A 20,631-nucleotide genomic window follows, 5' to 3' on the forward strand; every position below is an offset into this window, starting at 1 on the left:
CTCCTTTAAATTTTTCGATACTTCTTCAAAGCTACTATATTTAAGATGATAAATACAAGAGCGAATCCTAATAAGACAAGGAGATCCTTGATAATATCGCTAAATCCTAAACCTTTATACATAACAGCAACCAAAGCATCGCCGCCATAATATAGGGGCATAATTTTAGCAATCCATTGCATCCAGTCTGCCATACCTTCGAAGGGGAAAATCCCTGCAAAAAAGACCTGTGGAACAATGGCAATCGGAATAAACTGCATCATTTGGAATTCGGAATTGGCAAAAGCCGATAAAAGGATTCCAAGGGACAATGCAACGAGTGCCAGGCACAGGTTAATAATGACCACATTCCAAAAAGAACCTACAAGCATAATGTCTAACACTTTGACAGCATAAACGACAACAATAAATGTTTGGATGACTGCAAATAGACCGTATCCTGTTAGGTAACCAAAAACAATATCCCTTCTCTGAATGGGTGTGGCTAATAAACGGTCAAGTGTACCTGTTGTCCGTTCCCGTAGTAAAGCAATACCCGAAATTAGAAAAACAAAGAAGAACACAAAGAATCCGACTAAGATAGGACTTAACTGATCAAAAAAAGTGGTATCTTTATCACCATAAATGTAGGTCGTTGTGATTTTAGGAGCCTTAGCCTGTTCGATCGTTAATGGTGCTCCTTGAAGCTTACGCTGAATCTCTTGAATGAACTGTGTCATTTTGGCTGATTGTTTTTTAGCGTTTTCTGCAGCGACCGCCTGTTGGACCTTGATTAACAGGGCCTTAGTTGCAGAAGGCTGGTCATTTACTAGCTTTAAATTGATATCGTTATCTTGTACTTGAAGAATCGCATCTAAATCATCTTCACTAATGAGTTTATCCCAGTTAGAATGATCCTTATATTTTTTTACAATAATATCCTTGCTTTTTAATTGGTTCACAAGGGAGGCATCAGCTCCGATAACACCAATTTTCGGGTCAAATGTATTGCTTCCCAGCAGGTAATGGAGCAGGGTAAGAATTAATAAGGGGGCCACCATCATCAAGGCAAGCGCCCGTTTATCACGGAGCATTTGATGGATAATCCGTTTAACTAAAGCAAGAATCCTCATTTTTTCCCGCCCCCAGCCTTTAAAAATACCTCTTCTAATGTTGCTATGCCATATTGTGTTTTTAGTTCCTGCGGCGTGCCGCTCGTTAAAATTTCCCCATCCCGGACCATGGCCAGATAATCACATTTTTCCGCCTCGTCCATTACATGGGTTGTGACTAAAATGGTTTTGCCTTCCTGCTTTAAACGGTTGATTTCAGCCCAAATTGATAGGCGCAGTTCGGGATCGATTCCGACTGTTGGTTCATCTAATACAAGAACTTGCGGGTCTTGGATAAGGGAAACAGCTAAAGACAGCCTGCGTTTCATACCGCCTGAGTAGTCTTGAACCTTCTTTTTCAAGTCTGATGTAAGATTGACTAAATCGGCAGCGTAGGCAATGCGTTCTTTTTGCACTCCATTTTTTAATTTAAAAAGAGAAGCAAAGAAAGCTAAATTTTCCTCACCAGTCAAGTCAGTGTAGAGGGCATCGGCTTGAGCCATATAGCCAATTTTTTGCAATAGGCTTAGGTTTGGGACTTTTGTATTTAATACCTGTACTTCACCTTTAGTGGGCCGATCCATCCCGACAATCATTTTTACTAGCGTTGTTTTACCAGAACCAGATGGCCCAATTAGACCATAGATTTTACCTGGCTCGACCGAAAGATTGATATTATGCAAAACCTCTTTTTTTCCAAAACTTTTACTAACATTTCTCAACACGATAGATGCTGACATTGATAAACCCCCTTCGGGAATAAAAAATGAGTGATTACTCACTTTTTATTATAAATCAGCTAAAAGTATAAGGTCAATTGTGTTTTGAAAAAGTTCAATAATTTGATGGTTATGAAAAAAGCACGATTCCCCGAATGGAAATCGAGAATGTCACACAGTGTTACATAAGAAGCTATTGTGGTAGGATGTGGATAAAGGACATAAGGAGATTGGAAGCCATGTTATTTTCAAACGAAATGATTGCTTCGTTTAATGAGCTTGAAATGGCTCTGTATAACTATATTTCTCAGCACAGCGAAAAAGTGGTGTATATGCGAATCCGTGAGCTCGCCGATGAAACGCATGTCTCGACCGCCACTATTCTGCGCTTTTGCAAAAAATTAAACTGTGCCGGTTTTTCCGAGTTCAAAGTTAAGCTAAAAATGGAGTTGGACCAGACGAAAGCAACGAGGATCAATTGTCCCCAGCAATCCGTCGTGGAGTTTTTCGAGCGCACATTAAAGGGAGATCTCGACGAGAAAATAAAAGAGGCGGCAGAACTCGTGCTCGAGGCAGCTAATGTGATATTCATCGGAATCGGAAGTTCGGGAATTCTTGCCGAATACGGTGCACGCTACTTCTCCAGCCTGGGGAAATTTTCACTATACATCAAGGATCCCCACTTTCCCATTCATTCCAAGCTTACAGCTAACAGTGTAGCCATCGCCCTTTCCGTTTCTGGAGAGAACCCGTTTACGGTCACTCATCTTCACCAGTTGAAGCAAGAAGGCAGCAAAATCATCAGTATTACCAATCAAAAGCTCTCAACAGTGGCCAAACTCTCAGACCTCAACATTCCGTATTATGTCACCGAGGAATTTGTGGAGCAGTCTAATGTCACTACACAAGTGCCGGTAATCTATATCCTTGAATCGATCGCCCGCAAAATCCATAAACAGATCACATAAAGACAGCCTTACAAACCTTGCAAATGTGAAATGTTGTTTGCAAATTTAATAATCTTCTTGTCTCGGTAATAATCAAGAAAGTGAATCCCCGTATAGTCCGTGTGAAACCATATATTATTTTCGATGGGCAAATCCAGAAAGCTTTCAATAATTTGAGTAATCATGCCGCCATGTGTAACTATTGCAATTCGGCCGAAATCCTCGCTATTCAATTTAATAGAGGCTAAAACCTCTTGACCACGCTTTCTGAATGCCAATCTATTTTCCGTCTCCTGCATTTCAGTTAGGTCTTCTAAATATTCCACTGAACACGAAGTGGTCTGAGATAACATTTCTGCTGCTTGTCTTGCGCGCCTCAGCGTACTGCTCCATATGAATTCCGGAGGAAAATCGTTTAACACCCTTTTGGCCATTTTCTGTACTTGTAAGACTCCCCTTTCGGTTAACGGTAAATCCGTGGAACCCACATAACCCTCATCTAAAAAGTCATCTTCAGCTTCCCCATGGCGAATTAATAGAATTTGCATAAGAGGCCCTCCCTTTTCACCTACTAGGTTCTTTAACTATGGAAAGAAACCTTTTTTCACAGGCCCTAATCCAACGTTTTAACAAACAACAATCTGTCGTGGTTTGGACCATCGTAATTCGAAAAGACGGATACACCATCCACTTCCTTGTCACCATGTTCAATATGAAATCCCATTTTCGTGTGATAAGCAATGGATGTCTTGTTGACCGGGGAAGTTACAGCACGAGCGACCTTCCTGCCATTCTTTTTTACCACCTTATAAAATTCATGATAAAGTTGCTTTCCTACATTATTTTTACGATGCCGAGGATCTACTCCAACAAAATGGATGTATGCTGCATCCGGATAAGATTGAGACAAAAAACCGATCAAGAAACCGATGATCTTACCCTCTTTTTCAGCAGTTCCTTTTCCCCTATCCATTTGCTTCCTTCTCCAGCAGCATATCAACATGCGGAATGCCATCTTCCATATATACATCCGAAATCGTCTGGAATCCGAACGATCCATAAAACTTCTCCAGATAGTGTTGCCCCTGGATTTTGATCGTATCTTCCTTTAGCTCATTCAATGTAAAATCAATGCCTCTTCGCAGAAGTTCCTGTGCAAGCCCCTGTCCTCTGTACTCTTTTTTAACGATGACTCGGCCGAGGGAGGCTTGTTGGTAGGAAACACCCGCCGGCAAAATCCTCAAATAGGCGGCAATTTCGCCATCCACTTCTTTATACAAATGATAGGAATACAGATCTTTGCCATCTACTTCAAGGTAAGGACAGTTTTGCTCGACAACAAAGATTTCCGTCCGCTCTTTTAAAATGCTGTACAATTCACGGGTCGTTAACTCATCAAATGTTTTTAGTTTCCAGCTCATGATGCTTCTCCTTCATTGATTAATTAGTGAGGTTCCGAGATAAATGGCCGTTCCCCACATAACGAGGGCAGAGATTTTGTTCAGCAGCGCCATAACTCTGCCCGACTTATCGATTTTACCGAGCATATTTCCCGCAATCCCCAGCCCCAGGAACCACAGCCAGGAAACCACGATACAGGACAGGCCGAACGCCATTTTTGCGGTTCCTCCATAGTTTAAAGAGCTCGTGCCGATGACACCTACTGTGTCCAGAATCGCGTGAGGATTCAGCAGGGATACCGAGAGCGCGAAGGCCATTTGCTTTTTCGGTGTCAGTACGTTGATTTCCTCATCCTTCACCGGCCGTGGGTTGCTTCGCCATGTTACAACTCCCATATAGAGTAAAAAAAGGATTCCAAGGATGAACAAAACGGTTTTGATCCAAAAGGAACCGAGAACAACAACCGAAACCCCCGCAACAGCCAACGTGATCAATAGGGTATCACAAGCAGAAGCTGTCAAAATGACCGGCAGCACCCGGCTGAATCTGGGCTGAACCGCCCCTTGGTTGAATACAAATATATTTTGCACGCCGAGCGGCAGAATGAGGCCGAATGCCAAAATAAAGCCATGAAGTGTTGCCTGGAACATTGCTCTCCTCCTAAATTAAGGTTACCTTTACTTTATAGGAATCGGAGGCATTCGTCTCCATCCAATTGGAACGGTATCGAACCAACCAATTTGCAACGCACGGCAAGGAGTAATGAACCATGATGGAAACACGCTGGCTGCCGGTGAAAGGATCGGGGACCTCCCTTCATCAGCAGATCTATGATCATATTAAACTAAAAATCGAAAATGGCGAGTGGACCGTCGGAACCCGAATTCCGGCTCAAAGAGAACTCGCTGCCCAATTCAAGGTCAACCGGAGCACGATTGTCTATGCGCTTGATGAACTGACTGCCGACGGCCTGATCGAATCAAAGATCGGAAAAGGAACCTTCGTCATCAACAACACGTGGAGTTTGCTCGCCTCAGCTCCACCGCCCGACTGGAACAGTTACGTTAAATCCGGTGCGTATCAACCGAATATCCAGACCATCCAGGACATCAACCAGGCGGAAGCAAATCCACATATGATTCGGCTCGGCACCGGGGATTTATCTCCTGACTTACTGCCTATAGACCAGACAAAAGCTCTCTTTCAGGGAGAATCTGCTTCTCCTTTTTCGATGGGATATTCGGAGCCGAAAGGCGATCCTCATTTACGAGAATTAGTAAGTATGTACTTAAAGAAAAAGGGCATTGAAGCTTCGCCTTCATCCATCTTGATTGTATCCGGCGGACTTCAGGGACTGCAGTTGATTTCGTTGGGTTTGCTGCACCGGGGCTCTACTATTTTTCACGAAAACCCGTCGTATTTGAATTCCGTCCACGTGTTCCAGTCGGCGGGCATGAACCTGCATGGCATACCGGTGGATGATCAGGGAATGGTGAGCAACTCAATCTCCCGGCTGAAAAAGATGTACAATGGGGCGCTGCTTTACACCACTCCTTCTTTTCATAACCCAACAGGAATTCTGATGTCTGAATCGCGGCGAAACGACGTACTGAACATCTGTACGAGTGAAAAGCTGCCGATCATTGAGGATGATGTGTACGGAGATTTATATTTTGAAGAACCGCCACCCCCGCCGCTGAAATCGAAAGACGGCCAGGGATTGATTTTGTATATGGGGAGCATGTCCAAAACGTTGGGGCCAGGTCTTCGAATCGGCTGGGTGGTCGGACCGGAGCCCGTAATTAACCGGCTGGCCGATATCAAAATGCAGACGGATTATGGCTCCTCCTCCCTCTCGCAATATGCGGTATCCCAGTGGCTCGCGAGCGGGCAGTATGAAAACTATATCAAAGACATCCGGCAGAATCTGAAAAACCGACGGAATTTTACGCTTGAAATCCTGAATGCCCATTTCAAAGACATCGCCACGTGGACGGTTCCAACTGGCGGTTTCTTCATCTGGCTGAAGCTGACAGCAAGCCTCTCAACGGAAAAACTATTTAAAAAATCCTTGCAGGAGGGCATTTTGCTGAATCCTGGAACTGTGTATGACCGAAGCGACCAGCAGCACCTCCGCCTGTCGTATGCGTATGCCTCACTTCCCCGATTGGAAAAGGGATTGGTGCGGGTGGCGGAGATGATCAAAGAAGGATAGGGAGCAATTGAATGTCATAACCGATATCATCAGGCACATATTAACCAATTGCGGAAATGGTTTAAAGAGAGTAGTAAGGTAAAATAAAAGGATTGCGGCGGCTGCAATCCTTTTATCGTTTTTTTTTACTTTAAGTTAAACATACCTTTTCCTGTGTTCATGTCTATTGGCAGAGAGGAATGTTCATGGGTGATTAACCAGGAGTCCTTTTCTTTTCGTAAGCCGAAGGTAAAGCGATTGGTGATTTGACGAAGCTTTTCTCCTGACTCTTCCTGGTGAGCTGCAAAAGTAACCGCGCAATGGATGAATGCTAGATTTGAATTTTCCTCCACAACCAGATCGTTAAAATCAACGTTGAGGTAAACTCCATCAGCTGCTAAACCATTGAACCACTCGGTGACGCTTTCTTTCCATGGAGCAATCCCTCTGCTCTCCCATTTTCCCCAGCAATCATAAATATGAACGTCTGGATCATAGCTGGATAGAAACCTCTCCACATCTTTTTCATAAACCGCCGATTTGTAATTATCGAGAACGTCCTGAACAACACTCATACTCACTGTCATACATTCATCTCCTAAAAAGGCTATATTTATGTAATACTTTCGATATACTATCCGATAATCCTTTTGCCTATTGTTGACCTGTAGGCATCCTGTAAATCTTTAGCGACCCGCCGTCCGGTCCATAAACTTCCCCATGTTGGGACCATCCATACCGTTCATAATAGTTTTGAAGATCGGTTGCTAGATAAAGATGAGGATATTCCTTTCTGCGCGTTTCCTTTACGGCATGATCAAGGAGCTGTGCGCCTAACCCTTTTCCTCTATATTCTGGTGATACATATAAACAGGCGAGCCATGGGGTTAAGTCTTGGCGGCTGTTGAGATCATTCCGCAGCAAAGCGACTGTCCCGACGATCTGATCATCGACTAACCCTATGTAGAATCTCGGCAAATCTTCCTCCGTCTTGCAGGAATATTTGATGCAGTCCTGATAAAAAACAAAATTATCTTGATTGCCCCACTGCTCCCAATACGTGTTGACTGCACGATCAAATAAGTCCATCCGTTTTTGGACGTTAACGATTTTCATGGAACCACCTCCCAGCCATTTACATTCTGGAAAGTTGTTCAAATCCCTTCCATTTTCTCCTTTTGCAAATCAAGCCAAAATGCTATACGTTATGAATAGCTATTTACATAACAGGAAAGGGCGAAGCATCATTGAACGCGAAAAGAATTACAACAAATCAAGAGTTGGAGCAGGCATTCTCTATCCGTAAAAAGGTGTTTGTTGAAGAACAGGGTGTTCCGTTGGAGGACGAGTTTGATGAGTTTGACCAGTTGGACAGCAACTGCGAGCATATCCTGGCTTACTATGAAGACCAGCCGGCAGGTACGGGACGCATCCGTTGGGTAGTAGGCGTCGGAAAGCTCGAGAGAATCTGCGTTCTGGAATCCTTCCGTAAATTTGGACTGGGAAAAGTCATTATTAAGGGATTGGAAGATATCGCAGCTGAACAAGGATCAAGCCGGGTTAAGCTGCACGGCCAAACACAGGCAGAAGGCTTTTACCACAAACTCGGCTATCAGACGTCCTCCGATGTTTTTATAGAGGACGGCATTCCCCATCTTTTGATGACAAAAGAATTGATTTCAGAAGGTTCGTTTGAAGGATAGAGGTTAATTGAAAGGAGGAATGTATTTTGGGTGAGAAAGAAAAGATTTTTTATGAACGCGGAACAGAGGAACTGAAATTAAAAACGACGGTTGCTCAAAAACTGGTACGGGAATTGAATCATTGTGACATCGAAGACGAGGAAAAAAAAGACGAAATCGTTAGGGAACTGTTTGGAAGCGCCGGCGAAAAGCCCAGCCTTGAAGCTAATTTCCAATGTGACCTTGGCTACAATATTCATGTTGGTGACAACTTCTATGCGGGTTATAATTGCACCATTTTGGATATGGCAGAAGTCAGAGTGGGAAACAATTGCATGATCGGTCCCAATGTGGGAATCTATACGGCAGGCCATTCCATTACACCGAAAGACCGGAATAAGACTGGATATGCCATTCCCATTACCATCGGGAATGACGTATGGATTGGCGGAAGCTGTGTCATTCTGGCCGGTGTGACGATTGGTGACCATTCCATTGTGGCAGCGGGTTCTGTTGTGACGAAAGATGTTCCCCCAGATACGGTTGTGGCTGGAAACCCAGCAAAAGTAATTAAATCTATATAACAAAAAAGGCAGCGCAATTAGCTGCCTTTTCCAATGGTCTATTCACATTGAAAGTCTTCCCTCAACAATCCCATCACGATCGTATCGTAATACTTCCCGTCAATATAAGAATGGTTTCTTAAGCGCCCTTCCACTTCAAATCGGCACTTTTCATATGAGCGGATCGCTCTCTTGTTTCCGCTCCAGGTGTCTAGTTGAATGCGTTCCAAATTCATCGTTTGGAATAAAAAGCGGATCAAGATTTTCATCGCATCTGTCCCATAGCCTTTGCCCCAATACTCTTTGTGGCCGATCCCGATTCCCACCGTGCAGCGCCTGGCAATCATGTTCAGTTCCCGGTAGCCAATGGATCCAATATGTTCCGGAGTATCTTCCACGGTATAAATGGAAAACTCTCCTTCTTCCCGTTTATCCAGTTTGATGATCGATTGCTCATAGTCCGCTTCAATTTTTTCCATTGGCACATTGCTGAGGCGAAAGAAACCTGTACCGGCTTCGAACCGCGCCGTTTCCTCATCATTCCGCCAATCATAGGTTCGTTTATAATCGCCGAGTGACACCGGCCGCAGTTCGGTCTTCTGTCCAGTCATCATGAATAACATCCCGTCCTTTTAATCGTTTTTTACAAATGGTGATCGGGTCATAAACACGATTCATGCGTACCATAAGCGTCACATCCCTTCAGAAAAATAAATTCCCTATTTCTTTCTTATTCTTATTTCAGAAAAGATTCCCTGCTGTTTCTAAAAAGCGACTTCAAATTCATCCACTCTGACAGCTGTTCCGGTGATTTGGATTTCCATTCGGTCGTCCGTTTTCGTCACTTGCACCTGCACTCGACCGTCCCTTTCGATTTCCTGCCCCTGTTCGACTAGCAGATGTAACTGCGATTTCCTGCATCTCTTCCTCAGTCAGCTCATCGCCGTTCAGTACAACGCCTGCCGGATTGCCTTTATTAGGCACCTTGCTGAACGCTTCGTAATGATACACCTTAACTGTCTTCATGTTTTCGGTCCTCCTCTTATTCCATAAACGAGCCGCAGGTCAAATTGGCAATGGTTCCGGTCATCGCACTGGCATGGTCAGAGGCCATCAAACAAGCGGCATTGGCTACTTCATTCAACTGTGGCAACCGGCCGAGTACTGTCCCGTCTTCCATGTAAGCCTTCACGTTGGCTACATCACCGCTCCATGTTTCCGGGATGGCATCCGGCCGCAGACAAACCACACGCACACCCGCCGGGCCAATTTCGCCTGCCAGGCTGCGGGAAAATGCTTCTATCGCAGCACATGCGGTAGAGAAGCCTCCTGTCAAATGGTATCTGCGGTCGCGTCCTGAAAGTACAGATGACGAAGAAGAAAGCGTCAAAATAACCCCGGATTTTTGCTGTACCATGTGGCGGGCCGCCGCTGTTCCTGTAAGGAAATGCGTTTTGATTCCTGTCAGAACAGGCACCGTAAAATCCTCCGCAGGCATATCCAGCAGCGGTGTCCCCTGCAGGTCGCCCCGAATCCATACGGCGTTAAATGAAATGTCAATCCGCCCTGCTTTTTGTACAACCTCATTCAAATGCTTCTCGATAGCCTCCTGATTCAGCGCATCAACTGGTGCCGCTTCAGCTGCTCCACCTTCGCTTTTCAATTCTTCTGCCACTTTTTGAAGAGAACTGAGGGTTCGTCCGGCCAAAAATACTTGTGCTCCTTCCCTCGCAAAAGCCCTGGCAACCGCACGACCGATCGATCCGGCTGCCCCGTAAACCACTGCATTCTTGTTTTCGAGCAACATAATTAATCCTCCCGTTCAAACTTTTTCACATGAAGGTTAATCCTGATGTAATGATGGAGAAAGCAAAGACAATAATGTTGAAGAGATTGATGGGTGAAGTAAGAAAAGGAATCTCATGGGGTTAAAAGATCTATGATTAGTATATCACCCCTACAAACAGGCTGCGGTAATGTGATGAGAGGAATTTCCCAGCTTTCATCGAACCTATAGGAGGATACTAAAGGAGGCGGTAATATGTTAGTTGGCCACATCAAAGAACTCGTTCGCCATCCTGTGAAATCGTTCTTCGGCGAAAGCGTACAGGAGACGCGGATCATGGATTATGGGTTGTATGGTGACCGCAGCCATGCCTTTTTGGATGAAACACGAAAGAACAAGTTTTTAACCATCACGCAATTTCCAGAGATGGTCCGGTACAAAGCAAGATTCTCAGGTGAAGAGTCCTTGGACCGTTATCCGAATGTTGAGATCACTACACCCAAGGGCAGTGTGGTAGCGTGGGGAGATGAGGAGCTTATAAAGGAACTGGAAGAACGATCACAACGAAAGCTGTTACCCGTTTCCTATACCCCAACGCATGTCCCTTTAGGTCCGATTGAGGAAGAACATCTGCAATTGGTAACCGACGCTTCCCTGGACAAATTGAAGGAACTGGCAGGAAAACAAATGATAGAGCACCGGCGGTTTCGCCCCAATCTATACCTATCACTTATCGAAAAAAATCCATTCGTTGAGGAAACCTGGTTTGGAAAACGAATGAAAATCGGAGACGACGTAGAAATTCAGTTACTGCGGCATTGTGAACGGTGTTCCATCATCACGTATCATCCTGAAAATGCCGAACGGGATGCTTCTTTACTAAAAACAGTAGCGAAAGAACGACAGAATCACTTTGGTGTTTATGCTTCTGCCATCAAAACCGGTACAGTGCGTGTGGGTGATGCAGCCTATCTAGTTGTTTAAAAAACTTTTAAAAATGAGAGGAAATTGTCCATGGAACATGTGATCAGTGGAATAAACCATTGGATACTTGAATTGCCGCGAGCGCTGGGACAGATGTCTGAAACAGAAACATCTCATCGTCCTGCGCCAAATAAATGGTCCAAAAAGGAGATTGTGGGGCATTTATGTGATTCGGCAATCAATAATATGACCCGATTCATTAAGATACAGTACGAGGAACAGCCCTATGTAATCCAAACGTATGATCAGGACCAATGGGTGTCGGAACAACATTATCAGGAACAGACGCTTGAAAAGATACTAACCCTTTTTATTGTCTTTAATCAGCAAATTATAACAATTCTTTCAAGCGTTCCAAAAGAGAAATTATCATACCTTTGTAATATTGGAAGTCATCAACAGGAAACCTTCGAGTGGCTAATCAACGATTATCTTGTACATATGGAACATCATATAAACAATCAAATTCTAACCAGAAATAAAGCATAAAAAAAAGGACCAATACCGGCCCTTTTTTGTATTAAAAATCAAAATTGTCCGGATCCGGTCCTACCCGCAGGTTTTCGTTCAACGCGTCAATTTGATTCATTTCTTCTGTTGTTAATTCAAAATCAAAGACTTCCGAGTTTTGGATAATGCGGTGTTCTTTTGTGGATTTTGGAATGGTAACTACACCATTTTGCAGATCCCAGCGTAAAATCACTTGAGCTACACTCTTATGGTGAGCGTGGGCAATTTCCTTCAGTACCGGGTGATCCAGCAATTGTCCCTGCATAAGCGGAGACCACGCTTCCAGCTGAATACCTTGAGACTTGCAGAACTCTTGAAGCTCTTTTTGCGTGAGCTTTGGATGATATTCCACCTGGTTGATCATCGGTTTGATTTCGGCATCCTTCATTAATTCTTCGAGATGGTGAATTTGAAAATTACTTACACCGATCGCTTTTACTTTGCCTTCTTTATAAAGCGTTTCAAGAGCTCTCCAAGCATCTTTAAACTTGCCTTCCACCGGCCAGTGTATGAGGTACAAATCGAGATATTCAAGATCGAGCTTTCTCAAGCTTTCCTCGTACGCGGCGATTGTTTTTTCATATCCCAGTTCAGAGTTCCATACCTTGGAGGTCACGAACAAATCTTCCCTGGAAAGTCCTGCTTCCGCAAGTCCTTCCTTGATCCCGGTTCCGACGCCTTCTTCATTTTCGTAAATCGCTGCAGTATCGATGCTGCGGTAACCGTTTTTGATGGCTGCTTTCACAGCATTCACAAGCTCCGGTCCTTCCTCTACTTTAAACACCCCAAGTCCGAACCAGGGCATTTTTACTCCATTATGCAAAGTGGTTGTATCCTGTAAATGATTGGCCACACTAATTCCTCCTATGCTTGAGCTTATCAAACAAGGTCTATTATTTCCCATAATGAAGGTATTGAGAAGTACGCACTTTTCAGTATCGTAGGCACCTAAAGGTTTTATGGGAACTTTTTAGTGCCTGTATTATAGAAAAGTTTGGTTTTTAACCAGGAAAATAGTTGCAGGTAATAAGTGCCGGTTATAAAATAGAACTACATACATAAAAAGGAAGTGTAGAAATGAAAAAAGTCAGCGCCGTTCTTTTAACCTGCGGGCTCGTTGTTAGTTTATCCAGTGGTCTCTCTGCAGAAGCCAAAACATCTGTTGCCAAAGTAAAAACCTATAAAAACTGCACGGAGATGCATAAGGATTACAAAGGTGGAGTATCCCGCGCCAAAAACGTTAGGAACAAAGGCGGCAAAACCAAATTTAAGCCTCATGTATCCAAGGCGCTTTATGATGCAAACAAAAAAAGCGACAGAGACAAAGATCTTATCGCTTGTGAACAATAAAAAAACAGACTTTCAGAAATCCTGAAAGTCTGTTTTTACTTTATGCCGCTGTTTCTTCCCCAGTTTCATAATGCCGCCCCGTTCTAGCCACCTTATTCCAGGCCTTTCGGTTGAAGAAATAGTCCACCGTGCCAAAAATAACAGCAAACATAGTGATGAAGCGATAGAAGAAAATATCAAAGATAATCACCATCAGCAAAGGATACGTGTCCTTTTCCTGAAAGGCATAGCCGTGCCTCTCACTCATGCCAATGGCGACCATATCATAAACCAGGCCGACTCCCAAAATATAAGCCACATATAGAAAAAGGAAGGTCCATGAGAACAGCTTTCCGTCCAGACCATCCATAATCAATACACCTGTCATAATATAAACCGCCATGGTACCGGCAAAGAACCCTTCAAACAAATAGAAAAAAGACACCGGTTTGGTGAACAGCGTTTTAAGCAAAAATGGCCCAAAATGAAAAAGGCAATCCACAAAGGCTTTTTGCCAGCGCACCCTTTGCTTGAAAAGGTCTTTCCAGTTCTCCGGCAGCTCGGTGTAGCAAACCGCATCCCGAATAAGCAGCACTTTACTTTTCTTATGCTTGGCCATGTATTTGTGCATCTTCAGCGTAATATCAATATCTTCACCGACGGTCGATCGGTAACCGCCCACATCAAGTAAGGATTTCTTTGTAAAAATTCCAAAAGCACCGGATATGACAGCCAGTGCTTTAAAACGTGCCAATGATACTTTATTAACATAAAAAGCTTTCATAAAGTCCAGCGCCTGTGCACGAACCAGCATATTCGCGGCCTTGAGAGACAAACCATCCAAAGGCTTCTGGACTTTCGTTTGAAGCACGTGCACGACTCCGCCTGCCGCAATGACATTTTCATCTGAAAACGCCTGGTTTACAGCGGGTAACGCCTCATCCGTTAAGATTGTATCCGCATCAAGGGTGACAACGAGCGGCTGGCTGGAATATTCGATGCCGGCGTTCAATGCATCTGCCTTTCCTCCATTTACCTTATCCAGCACAAAGATGTGCGGATAATATTCCGATTGGTACACGCCTTTTACGTTTCTGTGCTGCAAATGCAGGGTATGAGCCTTCATGCAGGGCGTTAAGTTTAACAACGAATTGAGCCCGGCAAACGTTTTGTCTGAAGAACCGTCATTAATATAAAGAATTTCCGTCTTCGCATAGGAAAGTGTCTTCATGCTGCTGACTGACGTCTCAATGATTTCTTCTTCGTTATAGCACGGAATCAAAATACTGACTCCCTTTTCTTCCAATGTTCTTCTTTTCCGCTCAAGGCTGTCCCGTCTGAACAGGGGCAGGCAATGAACAGAGTGCAGAAAGGGAAATGCGATCGATATAAAAATGAAAAAATACCACAAATAGTCCAACTCAAATCCTCCTAAACCCATAAATTAAAATGATATAACTATAATAATTGGAACTTAAAAAGGTTTTTTAGTGGGTCGTTGAACGATTCAAGGATTAGGTCATTATATGCCAAACTCAAATATTATTAAGTATTACTAAATGATACTTTATTCAAAAAGCAAAAGACCTATGAAGGGTAAAAAGTTTATTAGTAGAAACTTAAGCATCGCAAATTCTTTAAAAAATATATTACTATCTTGTCTCAGGCTAATATCATTTCAATCTCAGCCAATGGGTAGATTGGGGATATCTTGTTTCTTGAATGAAACCGAATGAAGTGTAGAATTTGTCTCCCCGTTCTGTATCCGTATGCAGCACCAGTACGTGAAAATGGAGGTTGCCCTCATGGATGATCCTATTCAGCAAAAGCGTTCCGAGACCCATCCTTCGAAACGTGAAGGATACATAAAATCTTCTTAATCTCCCAACTGATGTCTCGTTTGCATAGGGATCACGATTAAGCCCGCCAATGGCCACACATTGACCCTCATGATCAAATACACCCCACAGGGACTCCCCTCGCTGGTCAAAGGAATTACTGCCGTTCTTGTAATCACGTATTAACCGGTCGAGAAAACGAAAGCCTTCCCGTTTACTCTCCTCAACCAAATGAGTGAGTTCCTCCTCATTCAGGTTATCCATTTGTTTAACGGTGAATTGTTCCATTACTGGGCTGCTGGAATGGCTTGTTTTTGTTTACGCAGCGTTTCGGCTTCCTTAATACTTTCAGTAAGCCAGATCGGCGTTTTAGGATGATTTAGTATTTCCTCTTCAGAAAGCCAGTGCAACGACTCAACCTCATCGGGACTTTTTACAAACGGCGTACAGTCATCCAGTTCACATAAGAAAACCACATCAATAACTTCTCGGCCGTCCTCAAGAGTAAACATCGTGCTGCGGACATATTGAAGCTCGCCTTTTACTGTCGCTCCGACCTCTTCAAAAAGCTCTCTTTTTACGCTCGCCTCCAGAATATTGACAGACTCCCCTGCCGGGTCCACCTTTCCGCCCACGAAGGCAAGCAGTCCTCCTGCATGGTCTTCCTTAATGCTTCGTTCAATGATCAGCCATTGATCTCCTTTGTAAACGGCCGCTTCAACATTTACGATAAACATTTCTCCACCTACCATATATTAACTATTTCCATTTTGAGAATTCTAGGTTGTTAAGAATAATCCTGCTAAAAACAAAGGGTAAGACGCACCCAACACAATTTTACGACATGAAAAAAGCAGCTATAGAGCGGCTTTTTTCAGATTATCCAATTTAAAATTATACGGCAGGAACTGGTGGCTTTAATTGTTCAGGTAATGGTGAAATATAGCCTCCTTTTTGTTTCATTTCAGCATCAAATTCTTCCTTCGCCTGCGCTATAATATTGTCGTCTTCCATTAATTCCACAACACTTAATCCTATAATTTTTGCTGCTGAAAGCATTCCTTTTTTACCAATCGTGGAACCCACGGACACCACATTCTGCCACGAATGCCCTGGTGTTCCAATAGGAGCACATGCAGTGGTAAATTGAGCGGTAGGAATGTTCCAGGATACATCTGCAACATCCGTTGAACCTGACATACACTTGCCCTTATCATAAGGTCCGATAACTTCATCATGCAAAACTTTTTTCAGCAATTCGCTCGGCGCACCTGAAGTTTTTACAACAACTTCTTTCATCCCCTTATCAAAGGTTTCTGTTAATTCTTCCGCAAGCTTTATGTCACCTTCGTCAAAGGATGGAGCTCCTACCTTTTCCATATTAGTAAATAGGACATTGCCTAAAACTTTATTTGGAAGCATCTCATAGCAACCCGTAATAAAGTCGATATCATACTCAGTTCCTGTCATTAAAGCGGCACCTTTGGCTATATTAATTAACTTCTCATACGTTTCTTCAACTTCTGAGCGATGGGGAGCTCGGATATAGTACCAAATTTGTGACTTATCAGGAACCACATTCGGTCCGCCTCCACCGTTTGTTATGGTGGAATGTATTCGAATTTCATCTATTAGATGTTCTCTCAAAAAGTTCACACCAATATCCATTAATTGAGCAGCCTTAAGCGCACTGCATCCAGTTTCTGGATTAGCAGCAGCATGAGCAGATTTTCCGTAAAAATTAAATTTCACTGAGTTCATTGCTAGAGAACTGCTGGCCCATAAAGAGTTTATTGAATTTGGATGCCACGTTAAACAGACATCTGCATCATTAAATACGCCCTCTCTAGCCATGAAAACTTTACCTACAAGAGTTTCTTCAGCAGGACAGCCATAAAACTTAATGGTCCCCTCAATCCTCTCTTTTTCCATATAATTCTTTGCAGCGATTGCGCCACCTGCTGCTGCTACGCCATAAATATTATGACCACAACCATGGCCATTGGCATCCTCAATTACCGGTTCTTTTTTGGCTACCAGCTTTTGAGAAAGACCCGGTAAAGCATCATATTCACCTAAGATGCCCACGACTGGTCCCCCTGTCCCCCAAGTAGCCACAAAGGCGGTCGGCATGCCTGCAACTCCTATCTCAATGGTAAATCCTTCATTCTCCAATTGTTCTGCCAACAACTTTGAGGATTTAAATTCATGTAAACCAAGCTCAGCATAATTCCAAATTTCTGATGACCAATGTTCCAATTTTTGCGCATGTTCATCTATCCAACCTGTCACACTGTTTGTTTTTAAGTCTTCTATTATTTTTGCCATTCGATCATCTCCCTAGTTTTTTTGTATGGAAAGCTCTTCTGTCAAAATTTCTTTAGGCTGTTTGTATTTTTCATAGAGGTACATTATTGCAATAGTTCCACTGACACATAGTATTACTTTAATAAAACTGGATATGGGTAAAAGTGTAATAACGATTCCAACAAAAACCCCAATAATTCCATATATAGGACGCTTCATTGCAAATTGAACGGTCACTCCTCCGAAAATGGCAGGCAGAACATATTGGAACGCGGTTTGAATCGCTGGAGGTAAAATGGATACAATGAATGCCCCACCAAGAACGATAGGAACGAGTACCACAATATGTACTAATGAGGCACCGGCAATTCCCGCTGTAGCTGCTAACTCTGCTTTTTTAGAGCCAGGCTCCGCATTAACCGCATTCTGGGCTGCTGCAGAACAAGGCAGACACATATTTGAGATGTTCCCAACAAGAAAGCTCATGTATGTACCAGAAATACCCAAACTCGGAAAATAAGAGATAGGTTCTAAAATCCACATCACACCAACAAAAGCAGCAACGCCCAAAAAAGCAGTTAATACCACTCCCCATCCAGGATGATAGCCCAACACAAAGGATAGATATAAAGGCGGTATCATTGTTGTCAAAATAACAGCCCAAAGTGTTAACCGGCCATAAAAATGGGCTTGACGATGAAAAACAGATAGATCATCCTTCTGACTCATACATACTACTCCCTTCTATGTTTAAAAAATGGTAGTTACATAACCGAATGACATTCCAACAACCAGAGTAATTCCGAGAGCCCATTCTTTTAACCAGCCGGCATTACGCTTTTCAGCAATCATCATTAGAATAGCCATTGTAATCGCTGATATAATAACAACCATACTATTACTAACACTTGTGGTAATTTGCCCTGCAGTAAAGTCAAAAGCACCCAGCATTGCAGCAGTAGATACCAATGCCATTATTTTTGTATTTTTAGCAGCAATTTTCTTTTGTGCCTTACCTAAAGATTTTGTGAAAAGAGTGGTAGATAAGAGCCATCCCAAACCGCCTAAGCACATTGCCCAAACGGCTGTCGTAAACGCTTGTAAATTATATCCTTCTTTTCCTAGCTCCACCCCAAATGCTTTAGCTCCAATACCAGCCGCTGTTAACTCATATGCTGCTGAGCCAATAATTCCAATTCTCATAAGAGTTAGAGGAGCGCCTATTACTGTAATGAGAGATACTGCAATTATTATGATGCCTAAGGATGGGCCTAATGCACTGATTACTCCAGTACGCAGCGCTTTATTTACCTCAACCCTGGTCATATCAATGGCTGCAGCATTCTTCCTTACGAGCCGGATAAAAATTACCGCTTGAGTGATAACAATGATGATTACCAGTATGGAAAAAAGCCACATTAAAGGACTATTAGCGATTTCCAAAATCTTATCCATCTACTCTCAACCTCCTCCATTAATGAATATAAAAACATAATAAACAATTCTAAATTTTCGGTAAATTGATTTGTTAATTTTTCTCATAAACTTTTTTAATCATTTCTGTCGATTGGTATATTTAACGTGGATTTTAATTTGTCTTATGTCGTTTTTTATAACAAAAAAAGCCAGGCAAGCGCCTGACTGACTTTGCTGTTTAATTAGCGAGTTACATTGTAAAGAAGACAAATCATAGAAGAATTACATACTAGTATTTAACTTATGTGTGAAAATCACTTATTTTTCCCCGAAAAAATCGATTAATCCGCGAAACTAGTTACTTTATCCGCGAACTGTTCAAGCCTAGTGAGTTTCGACTAATTTCGACGCATTTATTTCGTGCTTAATAGTCTTCTTCTTGCTTCATCTAACATTTCAGGCTGTTAATTCGCTTCAGATGGCTGTTCTTCCATTTCACGTACCTGAATCTTTTTGATCTGGTGGCCATCCATTCCTACTACTTTAAATTCATATTTTTCATGCCGGACTATATCGCCTGTCTGAATGTCTGAGTTCATGGAAAGTATCCAGCCGCCGATTGTGTCCAGATCGGTTTCATCGATATCCAGGGCATACATATCATTAACGTCTTCGATCAGCACTTTGCCGTCGAGCATTCTCGTTTTGGCGTTCACATTCAGGATCATTGGGGATTCATCCTGGTCAAATTCATCCCGGATTTCACCGACCAGCTCTTCCAAAATATCCTCAATCGTGACCAGACCTGATGTTCCGCCGTACTCATCCATCAGGATGGCCATATGGGCGCGTTTCTTCTGCATTTTGGTTAACAGCTCTTGAATAGGAATGTTCTCAAACACGCTCAAAACCGGACGGGTATACTCCTCGAGCGGCACCGCCTGTTTTCCTTTCATGACGCCATGGAACAATTCCTTGGAGTTGATCATTCCCAAAATCTCGTCTTTATCCTCACCGACAACGGGATAGCGGGTAAATTGCTCCTGAATGATGGTTTCAAAAGCTTCGTCCAGGCTTTGGCCCGCCTGAAGAGTAACAATTTCCGTTCGGGGCACCATGATTTCTTTGGCGAGCCGATTATCAAACTCAAATACATTGTTCACATAGCTGAATTCTGATTTATTGATCTCTCCGCTTTTATAGCTTTCACTTAAAATGGAACGCAGTTCTTCTTCTGAGTGTGCCATTTCATGCTCGGAGGCTGCTTGAAATCCAAACAATTTTACAAACAGCTGGGCGCTTCCGTTCAATGCCCAGATGAAAGGGTACATGATTTGGTAAAAGAAGAGAAGCGGACGGGATAACAGCAAACTGACACTTTCCGCTTTTTGAATGGCAATGGTTTTTGGCGCCAGCTCACCCAGCACGACATGCAAGAAGGTAATGGAAGCAAACGCAATGATAAACGAGATGGTCTTCGCCAAAGCTGCTGAAAGCTCCAGGTTCACAAACAAGGGGTGAAGCAAGTGTTCGACCGTTGGTTCACCGAGCCACCCCAGGCCGAGTGCCGTAATCGTAATCCCCAGCTGACAGGCTGACAGAGATCCATCAAGGTTTGTTATGACTTTTTTGGCTGCAACTGCATTTCGGTTCCCTTCCGCCACCAGCTGATCAATCCGGGTAATACGCACACGGATGATCGAGAATTCTGCAGCTACGAAGAACGCTGTAAGAAGGATCAGTACCGCAACCATGAATAAATTAAATATGTCCAATAAGATCCTCTCCATCCCAAAGGATAAAGAGGTTCCACCTCCCAGGTAAAAAATAATTGATCTTTTTCCTTTGTATTAAATTACGCTAA

The 20,631-nt window shown here is 43.2% G+C and carries 25 protein-coding genes and 1 pseudogene; 7 read left to right on the forward strand and 19 right to left on the reverse strand.

Annotation, left to right across the window (positions count from 1 at the left end; translation table 11 throughout):
- Positions 1-5: 5 nt before the first annotated feature.
- Complete coding sequence (locus tag DMO16_RS13755) at positions 6-1,112, reverse strand: ABC transporter permease (RefSeq protein ID WP_129478110.1); 1,107 nt, start codon at positions 1,110-1,112, stop codon at positions 6-8.
- Entirely contained in the window at positions 1,109-1,831 is a 723-nt protein-coding gene (locus DMO16_RS13760) for an ABC transporter ATP-binding protein (protein WP_129478112.1), read from the reverse strand. Before DMO16_RS13760 ends, DMO16_RS13755 begins: the two co-directional genes overlap by 4 nt.
- Before the next feature lie 218 nt (positions 1,832-2,049).
- Here DMO16_RS13760 and DMO16_RS13765 point away from each other — a divergent pair, with 218 nt between their 5' ends.
- Positions 2,050-2,778 (forward strand): MurR/RpiR family transcriptional regulator, encoded by a 729-nt coding sequence (locus DMO16_RS13765; RefSeq protein WP_129478114.1) that lies wholly within the window; start codon positions 2,050-2,052, stop codon positions 2,776-2,778.
- A gap of 8 nt (positions 2,779-2,786) precedes the next feature.
- On the opposite strand, the gene DMO16_RS13770 is transcribed toward DMO16_RS13765, so the two are convergent.
- From DMO16_RS13770 to DMO16_RS13785, 4 genes are all read right to left on the reverse strand, one after another.
- A complete protein-coding gene (locus DMO16_RS13770) occupies positions 2,787-3,305 on the reverse strand; it encodes a histidine phosphatase family protein (RefSeq protein ID WP_129478116.1) in 519 nt (172 codons plus the stop codon).
- A 65-nt stretch (positions 3,306-3,370) separates the two neighbouring features.
- Positions 3,371-3,760 (reverse strand): GNAT family N-acetyltransferase, encoded by a 390-nt coding sequence (locus DMO16_RS13775; RefSeq protein WP_241840571.1) that lies wholly within the window; start codon positions 3,758-3,760, stop codon positions 3,371-3,373.
- Positions 3,723-4,178 (reverse strand): GNAT family N-acetyltransferase, encoded by a 456-nt coding sequence (locus DMO16_RS13780; RefSeq protein ID WP_129478120.1) that lies wholly within the window; start codon positions 4,176-4,178, stop codon positions 3,723-3,725. The genes DMO16_RS13775 and DMO16_RS13780 overlap by 38 nt, the downstream gene beginning before the upstream one ends.
- Before the next feature lie 12 nt (positions 4,179-4,190).
- Entirely contained in the window at positions 4,191-4,808 is a 618-nt protein-coding gene (locus tag DMO16_RS13785) for a LysE/ArgO family amino acid transporter (protein ID WP_129478122.1), read from the reverse strand.
- 119 nt (positions 4,809-4,927) lie between these two features.
- On the opposite strand from DMO16_RS13785, the gene DMO16_RS13790 reads away from it, so the two are divergent.
- Positions 4,928-6,373 carry a PLP-dependent aminotransferase family protein gene (locus DMO16_RS13790; RefSeq protein WP_129478124.1) on the forward strand — a complete coding sequence of 482 codons (1,446 nt, stop codon included), beginning with the start codon at positions 4,928-4,930 and terminating at the stop codon, positions 6,371-6,373.
- A gap of 125 nt (positions 6,374-6,498) precedes the next feature.
- Here the strand turns inward: DMO16_RS13790 and DMO16_RS13795 are convergent, their stop codons facing one another.
- Both DMO16_RS13795 and DMO16_RS13800 read right to left on the reverse strand, forming a co-directional pair.
- Entirely contained in the window at positions 6,499-6,939 is a 441-nt protein-coding gene (locus tag DMO16_RS13795) for a YybH family protein (RefSeq protein WP_129478126.1), read from the reverse strand.
- 67 nt (positions 6,940-7,006) lie between these two features.
- Positions 7,007-7,468: a GNAT family N-acetyltransferase gene (locus DMO16_RS13800; RefSeq protein ID WP_129478129.1), complete on the reverse strand. Its 462-nt coding sequence runs from the start codon at positions 7,466-7,468 to the stop codon at positions 7,007-7,009.
- Positions 7,469-7,599: 131 nt separating this feature from the next.
- Here DMO16_RS13800 and DMO16_RS13805 point away from each other — a divergent pair, with 131 nt between their 5' ends.
- Entirely contained in the window at positions 7,600-8,055 is a 456-nt protein-coding gene (locus tag DMO16_RS13805; RefSeq protein ID WP_129478131.1) for a GNAT family N-acetyltransferase, read from the forward strand.
- Positions 8,056-8,081: 26 nt separating this feature from the next.
- Positions 8,082-8,618, forward strand: coding sequence for a sugar O-acetyltransferase (locus DMO16_RS13810; RefSeq protein ID WP_061974886.1), 537 nt, complete (start codon positions 8,082-8,084; stop codon positions 8,616-8,618).
- Between the two features lie 38 nt (positions 8,619-8,656).
- Here the strand turns inward: DMO16_RS13810 and DMO16_RS13815 are convergent, their stop codons facing one another.
- The 3 genes and pseudogenes from DMO16_RS13815 to DMO16_RS13830 all read right to left on the reverse strand — a co-directional run bounded on the left by DMO16_RS13815 (position 8,657) and on the right by DMO16_RS13830 (position 10,404).
- Complete coding sequence (locus tag DMO16_RS13815) at positions 8,657-9,211, reverse strand: GNAT family N-acetyltransferase (protein ID WP_129478133.1); 555 nt, start codon at positions 9,209-9,211, stop codon at positions 8,657-8,659.
- 292 nt (positions 9,212-9,503) lie between these two features.
- Positions 9,504-9,623 (reverse strand): annotated as a pseudogene (locus DMO16_RS13825) (PhzF family phenazine biosynthesis protein); the annotation flags it as partial.
- Positions 9,624-9,639: 16 nt separating this feature from the next.
- Positions 9,640-10,404, reverse strand: coding sequence for an SDR family NAD(P)-dependent oxidoreductase (locus DMO16_RS13830; protein WP_129478135.1), 765 nt, complete (start codon positions 10,402-10,404; stop codon positions 9,640-9,642).
- 234 nt (positions 10,405-10,638) lie between these two features.
- Here DMO16_RS13830 and DMO16_RS13835 point away from each other — a divergent pair, with 234 nt between their 5' ends.
- Positions 10,639-11,367: an MOSC domain-containing protein gene (locus tag DMO16_RS13835; RefSeq protein WP_129478138.1), complete on the forward strand. Its 729-nt coding sequence runs from the start codon at positions 10,639-10,641 to the stop codon at positions 11,365-11,367.
- A gap of 30 nt (positions 11,368-11,397) precedes the next feature.
- On the forward strand, positions 11,398-11,856 hold the full coding sequence (locus tag DMO16_RS13840) for a DinB family protein (protein WP_061974896.1): 459 nt from the start codon (positions 11,398-11,400) through the stop codon (positions 11,854-11,856).
- Positions 11,857-11,887: 31 nt separating this feature from the next.
- Here DMO16_RS13840 and DMO16_RS13845 read toward each other — a convergent pair whose 3' ends face one another.
- Positions 11,888-12,730: an aldo/keto reductase gene (locus DMO16_RS13845; protein ID WP_129478140.1), complete on the reverse strand. Its 843-nt coding sequence runs from the start codon at positions 12,728-12,730 to the stop codon at positions 11,888-11,890.
- A 224-nt stretch (positions 12,731-12,954) separates the two neighbouring features.
- Here DMO16_RS13845 and DMO16_RS13850 point away from each other — a divergent pair, with 224 nt between their 5' ends.
- The gene (locus DMO16_RS13850; RefSeq protein WP_129478142.1) at positions 12,955-13,227 is read left to right on the forward strand and encodes an excalibur calcium-binding domain-containing protein; all 273 of its coding nucleotides are present in this window, start codon (positions 12,955-12,957) and stop codon (positions 13,225-13,227) included.
- Positions 13,228-13,267: 40 nt separating this feature from the next.
- On the opposite strand, the gene DMO16_RS13855 is transcribed toward DMO16_RS13850, so the two are convergent.
- From DMO16_RS13855 to DMO16_RS13885, 7 genes are all read right to left on the reverse strand, one after another.
- Positions 13,268-14,626 (reverse strand): glycosyltransferase family 2 protein, encoded by a 1,359-nt coding sequence (locus tag DMO16_RS13855; RefSeq protein WP_164988927.1) that lies wholly within the window; start codon positions 14,624-14,626, stop codon positions 13,268-13,270.
- Positions 14,627-14,879: 253 nt separating this feature from the next.
- Complete coding sequence (locus DMO16_RS13860; protein ID WP_129478146.1) at positions 14,880-15,332, reverse strand: GNAT family N-acetyltransferase; 453 nt, start codon at positions 15,330-15,332, stop codon at positions 14,880-14,882.
- Positions 15,332-15,781 carry an NUDIX hydrolase gene (locus tag DMO16_RS13865; protein WP_129478148.1) on the reverse strand — a complete coding sequence of 150 codons (450 nt, stop codon included), beginning with the start codon at positions 15,779-15,781 and terminating at the stop codon, positions 15,332-15,334. Before DMO16_RS13865 ends, DMO16_RS13860 begins: the two co-directional genes overlap by 1 nt.
- A gap of 157 nt (positions 15,782-15,938) precedes the next feature.
- Positions 15,939-17,372 carry an amidohydrolase gene (locus DMO16_RS13870; protein WP_129478150.1) on the reverse strand — a complete coding sequence of 478 codons (1,434 nt, stop codon included), beginning with the start codon at positions 17,370-17,372 and terminating at the stop codon, positions 15,939-15,941.
- Positions 17,373-17,384: 12 nt separating this feature from the next.
- Entirely contained in the window at positions 17,385-18,080 is a 696-nt protein-coding gene (locus DMO16_RS13875) for a small-conductance mechanosensitive channel (protein WP_129478152.1), read from the reverse strand.
- Between the two features lie 21 nt (positions 18,081-18,101).
- The gene (locus tag DMO16_RS13880) at positions 18,102-18,806 is read right to left on the reverse strand and encodes a DUF5058 family protein (RefSeq protein WP_129478154.1); all 705 of its coding nucleotides are present in this window, start codon (positions 18,804-18,806) and stop codon (positions 18,102-18,104) included.
- A 425-nt stretch (positions 18,807-19,231) separates the two neighbouring features.
- Positions 19,232-20,542, reverse strand: coding sequence for a hemolysin family protein (locus tag DMO16_RS13885; protein WP_061974908.1), 1,311 nt, complete (start codon positions 20,540-20,542; stop codon positions 19,232-19,234).
- Between the last annotated feature and the right edge of the window lie 89 nt (positions 20,543-20,631).

The sequence above is a fragment of the Fictibacillus sp. S7 genome (genome assembly GCF_004127935.1).
Taxonomy (GTDB): Bacteria; Bacillota; Bacilli; order Bacillales; family Fictibacillaceae; genus Fictibacillus_C; species Fictibacillus_C enclensis.